The sequence below is a fragment of the Rhizobacter sp. P2_D12 genome (assembly GCF_056404395.1).
Genome location: NZ_JBFUEB010000225.1, coordinates 1 through 3529, shown reverse-complemented (window position 1 = coordinate 3529; position 3529 = coordinate 1). Strand labels below are relative to the sequence as shown.

General features: G+C 69.4%; 4 protein-coding genes and 2 pseudogenes. All 6 read right to left on the bottom strand.

Annotated elements, in window-relative coordinates; translation table 11 throughout:
- Positions 1 to 705, bottom strand: a pseudogene (locus AC1DYN_RS31845) (hypothetical protein); the annotation flags it as partial.
- An 8-nt stretch (positions 706 to 713) separates the two neighbouring features.
- Positions 714 to 1031: a hypothetical protein gene (locus tag AC1DYN_RS31840; RefSeq protein ID WP_477966690.1), complete on the bottom strand. Its 318-nt coding sequence runs from the start codon at positions 1029 to 1031 to the stop codon at positions 714 to 716.
- On the bottom strand, positions 1024 to 1413 hold the full coding sequence (gene fliS / locus AC1DYN_RS31835; RefSeq protein WP_477966688.1) for a flagellar export chaperone FliS: 390 nt from the start codon (positions 1411 to 1413) through the stop codon (positions 1024 to 1026). The genes AC1DYN_RS31840 and fliS overlap by 8 nt, the downstream gene beginning before the upstream one ends.
- 19 nt (positions 1414 to 1432) lie before the next feature.
- Positions 1433 to 2821: a flagellar filament capping protein FliD gene (gene fliD, locus AC1DYN_RS31830; protein WP_477966686.1), complete on the bottom strand. Its 1389-nt coding sequence runs from the start codon at positions 2819 to 2821 to the stop codon at positions 1433 to 1435.
- 47 nt (positions 2822 to 2868) lie between these two features.
- A complete protein-coding gene (locus AC1DYN_RS31825; RefSeq protein WP_477966684.1) occupies positions 2869 to 3312 on the bottom strand; it encodes a flagellar FliJ family protein in 444 nt (147 codons plus the stop codon).
- Positions 3309 to 3529 (bottom strand): annotated as a pseudogene (fliI, locus tag AC1DYN_RS31820) (flagellum-specific ATP synthase FliI); the annotation flags it as partial. The pseudogene fliI and the gene AC1DYN_RS31825, both read right to left, overlap by 4 nt.

Sequence of the window (3529 nt, the reverse complement as noted above, 5' to 3'; positions counted from 1 at the left end):
CACCGTGACCGGGGCGGCGTCGGCGCTGGCTTCGGCGGTGGCCTCGCCCGACACCGGCGCGATGGCAGGCATGGCGTTCGGTTGCGCCGCCACCGGCCGGGCCGCGCCCGGGTCGGCCCGGACGGCTGTCTGCATGCTGGCTGCCTGGGCAGGCGCTGGCAGGATCGAGGCTGCGGCGGCGGTCGACACATTGACCGCTGCCGGGGTGGCGCGCGCACTGCCCACCTGGGCGACGGCGTCCGGCGCGCCGGCAGCAGGTCCGCCTGCGGCATCTTCGGCAGGTGCGGTAGCGGCGTCGGCGGCAACGCCGGGCTTTGCACCGTGCATCGCCAGCATCATGGCGGGCAGTGCGGCCGGCGTCACCAGCGGCGCCATTGCGGCCAGCAGGACGTCAGTCGCGCGATCTTCCTCGGGTGCTGCCTCGGCTTCGCCGGCATCAGCGGCCGGCGCAGCCACGACATCTTCCTGCGGCGCGGCGGCGGTATCGGGCAACGCGCGGTCCAGTGCGATCCAGTGACCGAAGGGCAGGGCAGCCGCCGGGGGTGTCACAGGCGCCTGGAGGGGCGCTGCAGCACCGGCTGCACCGGCGGTCGGTGCAAGTGCATCAGGCGCCGCTGCGGCGGGTGCGGCGGTGGCCGCTGCCGGGGCAGGATTGCCGGCCACGCTGCCGGCCGCGTGCATTGCAGTATTCATGGCGCTGTTCATCGCAAGGTTCATTGCACAATCTCACCAGGTTCGGTTTCGCCCGCGAGGGCATAGGCTATCCAGCCTTCCTTGTTGTCGCGCATCTCGTCCATCCGCGCCTGCAGGTCGGCAGCAGCAGCGGCGCCCGTCTGCGCAGCGCGGTCGTGCGATGCGCGCAGGCGCTGCAGGGCCGCGCGCTCGGCGGCGCTCCACGGTCCCTTGACCGCCAGCGCCCGCAGCTGGCGCGGCAGGTCGCGCACGGCCAGGTCGAGGCCGTCCCAGTCGGCGCCGCGGGCAGCGGTGTCGAGCTGCGCGCCCAGACGGCCGATGACGATTGACCTATCCATTGCGTTCCTGGACGCCTTTCCAGCCCTGGCGAATGGTCGACAGGATGCGGATGACTTCATCGACCATCTCCGGGTCGAGCTTGATGCCGGCGGTGTGCAGGTGGCCCGCGCAGAAATCGTAGATGCGCGCGAGGTTGGCCACCGTGTCGCCGCCGCCGTCGAAGTCGAGCGAGCTGGCCAGGCCGTTGATGATTTCGACGCACTTGTTGATGCTGGCCGCTTTCTGTTCGTAGCGGCGGGCGACGATGTGCGCGCGGGCGCGCGCCAGTTCGTCGAGCAGGCCGTCGGTGAGCAGCAGCACCAGGTCGACCGGCGAGGCGCGCGTGGTCTGCGCGTCGAGGTTCACTGCGTGGTAACTGCCGTAGGCTTCTTGATAGGACATGTGAATGATCCGGCTGTGGTCACTTGTCGTTGCCGAACAGGGCATCGAACAGTGACACGTTGTTGTTCATCACGGACTGCATGTTCTGCAGCTGCGTGAATTGGCGCAGGTAGCGCTGATAGGCTGCTTCGTGCTGCCCGTCGAGCGACGCCTGGCGCGCGCTCAGGCGCGATTGCTCGCTGGTTGTCTGTTCGCGGCGCAGCTTGATCTGGCCGTCGACGCTGCTGCTCCAGGTTTTCAGGTAATTGTCGAGCGCACCGGCAATGCCGGTCGGGGCCGACGAACTTGGCGCCCCGATCAGGGCGTCCAGGCCGGTCGGATTGACGGCCAGCTGGCTGGTCAGGCGCTTCGCGTCCAGTTCGAGCGTGCCGGTGCGCGTGGAAATGATGCCGTAGGCCGCCAGCGAGTCGCCATTCGCCGGCCGCAGCAGCGTTCCGAGCCGGTCGTTGAGGGCACGCACCCCGCTGTCATGCGCAAACGTGCCGGCGGCAACACCCTTGGCGGCGTCGCCGCTGGCGGTCAGCTTGCTCAGGGTGGTCTTGAGCTTGTTGAAGGCGTCGACGAACGCCTGCACGTTGGCCGTGCTGGTGGTGGTGTCGGCCGATACGGTCAGCGTGACGGGCGCTGCGCCGGCCGCATGGGCCCTGGTGAACGTCATGCTGACGCCATCGATGGCGGTGAAGGTGTTGCTGGCCTGCGTGATCGCGGTGCCATTCTCGGCGCCGACGCGGATTTCGGCATCCTGCGCCTCGACCAGCATCCGGCGCCGCGCCGGGTCGGCATTGGCGTCAGCCAGGCTGGACGTGCCGGTGATGCCGCTCGTATCGAGCGTGATGGCCGAGTTCAGGCCCGTGTCCCTGGCGGTCAGCACCAGCTCCGCGGTGCCGCCGGTGGTGACGATCGAGGCCGTGACCTTGCCCCCGTTGCCCGCTGCGCCATTGATGGCGGCAGCCAGTTCGCGCGTGCTCAGTGCGCCGCCGTCGGTGTTGGCGGCGGCCATGTCGACGTCGAAGGCGAGGGCGCCGCCCATGTTCAGCTTGAGCGTGCCGGCCACGCCGGTGCTGTCGGCCAGGCCCGTGAACGACACCTGGCTGGCGGTGGCGATCTGCTTGACGAAGAAGGCATACGTGCCGGCGGCGGCCTTGCTGCTGGCCGTGGCGCTGCCGATCGTCGTGTCGCCGAACACGGCGGACTGGGCGAACACCGTCTTGTTCGCGCCCGTGAGCGCCGTCAGGCTGGTCTGGAACGCCAGCAGCGCCGAATTCATCTCGGTCAGGCCGCGCTCGGCGGCCGTGGCGGCGGCGAGCTGCGTCGTCAGAATCTGCTGGCGCGGCGCGACGTATTTGTCGGCCAGATTGGTCGCGGTCGGGATGGGATCGTAGGTCGGTGAAGTGATTGCCGTTGCCATGGGACGTATTCCTTGTGGTTGCGTGTGCGTGTGCGTCTGGGGCGGGCTCAGGCCCGTCCGGCCAGCCAGGATTGGGTAGCGATATCGTCTTCGCGCTTGCGGGTGGCGCGCTCTTGTCCTGCCGCCTGCGCGCCTTGTTCGCGCGCCAGCACCTTGCCCAGCAGTTCGCGACCGACCCAGGCATCCTTGAGCCGGTTCTGCGACACCGCCATGTTTGCCTGGTGCAGCGACAGGTCGACCCGGTGGCTGTCGGCCAGCGCCATCACGCCCTGCTTGTAGGCGCCGCAGTTCAGCGCCATGGCAGGGTTGATCTGCAGCGCTGCGCCCGATGCGCCGCTGCCGTGCGTCAGCGCGGTCAGGCGCTGCAGGTTGTTCTGGTAGCGCACCCGGGTCGCTTCCTGGCTGGCCAGGTCGGCTTCCAGGCGTTCGACCTGCGTCGAACGCAGCTGCACCAGGGTGCCGAGGCTGCGGATGGTCGTTGAACGTGTCATGCCATGATCGCTTTCAGGGCGTCGATACAGTTGTCGATGGGGGCGCCTTCGCGCGTGCCCTGGCACAGGAATGCCTCGATATGCGGTTGCAGCGCCACCGCGCGGTCGGTCTCGGGGTCGGCGCCCGGCACATACGCGCCCAGCGGGATCAGGTCGCGCACGCGCGCATGGCGCGCCAGTGCCGCCTTGAGCTTGCGGGCGGCCAGCGTGTGCTCGG

Bases quoted from the DNA above. Each gene is read 5' to 3' on its own strand.
- fliS (WP_477966688.1), bottom strand. From the start codon at position 1,413: ATGTCCTATCAAGAAGCCTACGGCAGTTACCACGCAGTGAACCTCGAC.
- fliD (WP_477966686.1), bottom strand. From the start codon at position 2,821: ATGGCAACGGCAATCACTTCACCGACCTACGATCCCATCCCGACCGCG.
- AC1DYN_RS31825 (WP_477966684.1), bottom strand. From the start codon at position 3,312: ATGACACGTTCAACGACCATCCGCAGCCTCGGCACCCTGGTGCAGCTG.
- AC1DYN_RS31840 (WP_477966690.1), bottom strand. From the start codon at position 1,031: ATGGATAGGTCAATCGTCATCGGCCGTCTGGGCGCGCAGCTCGACACC.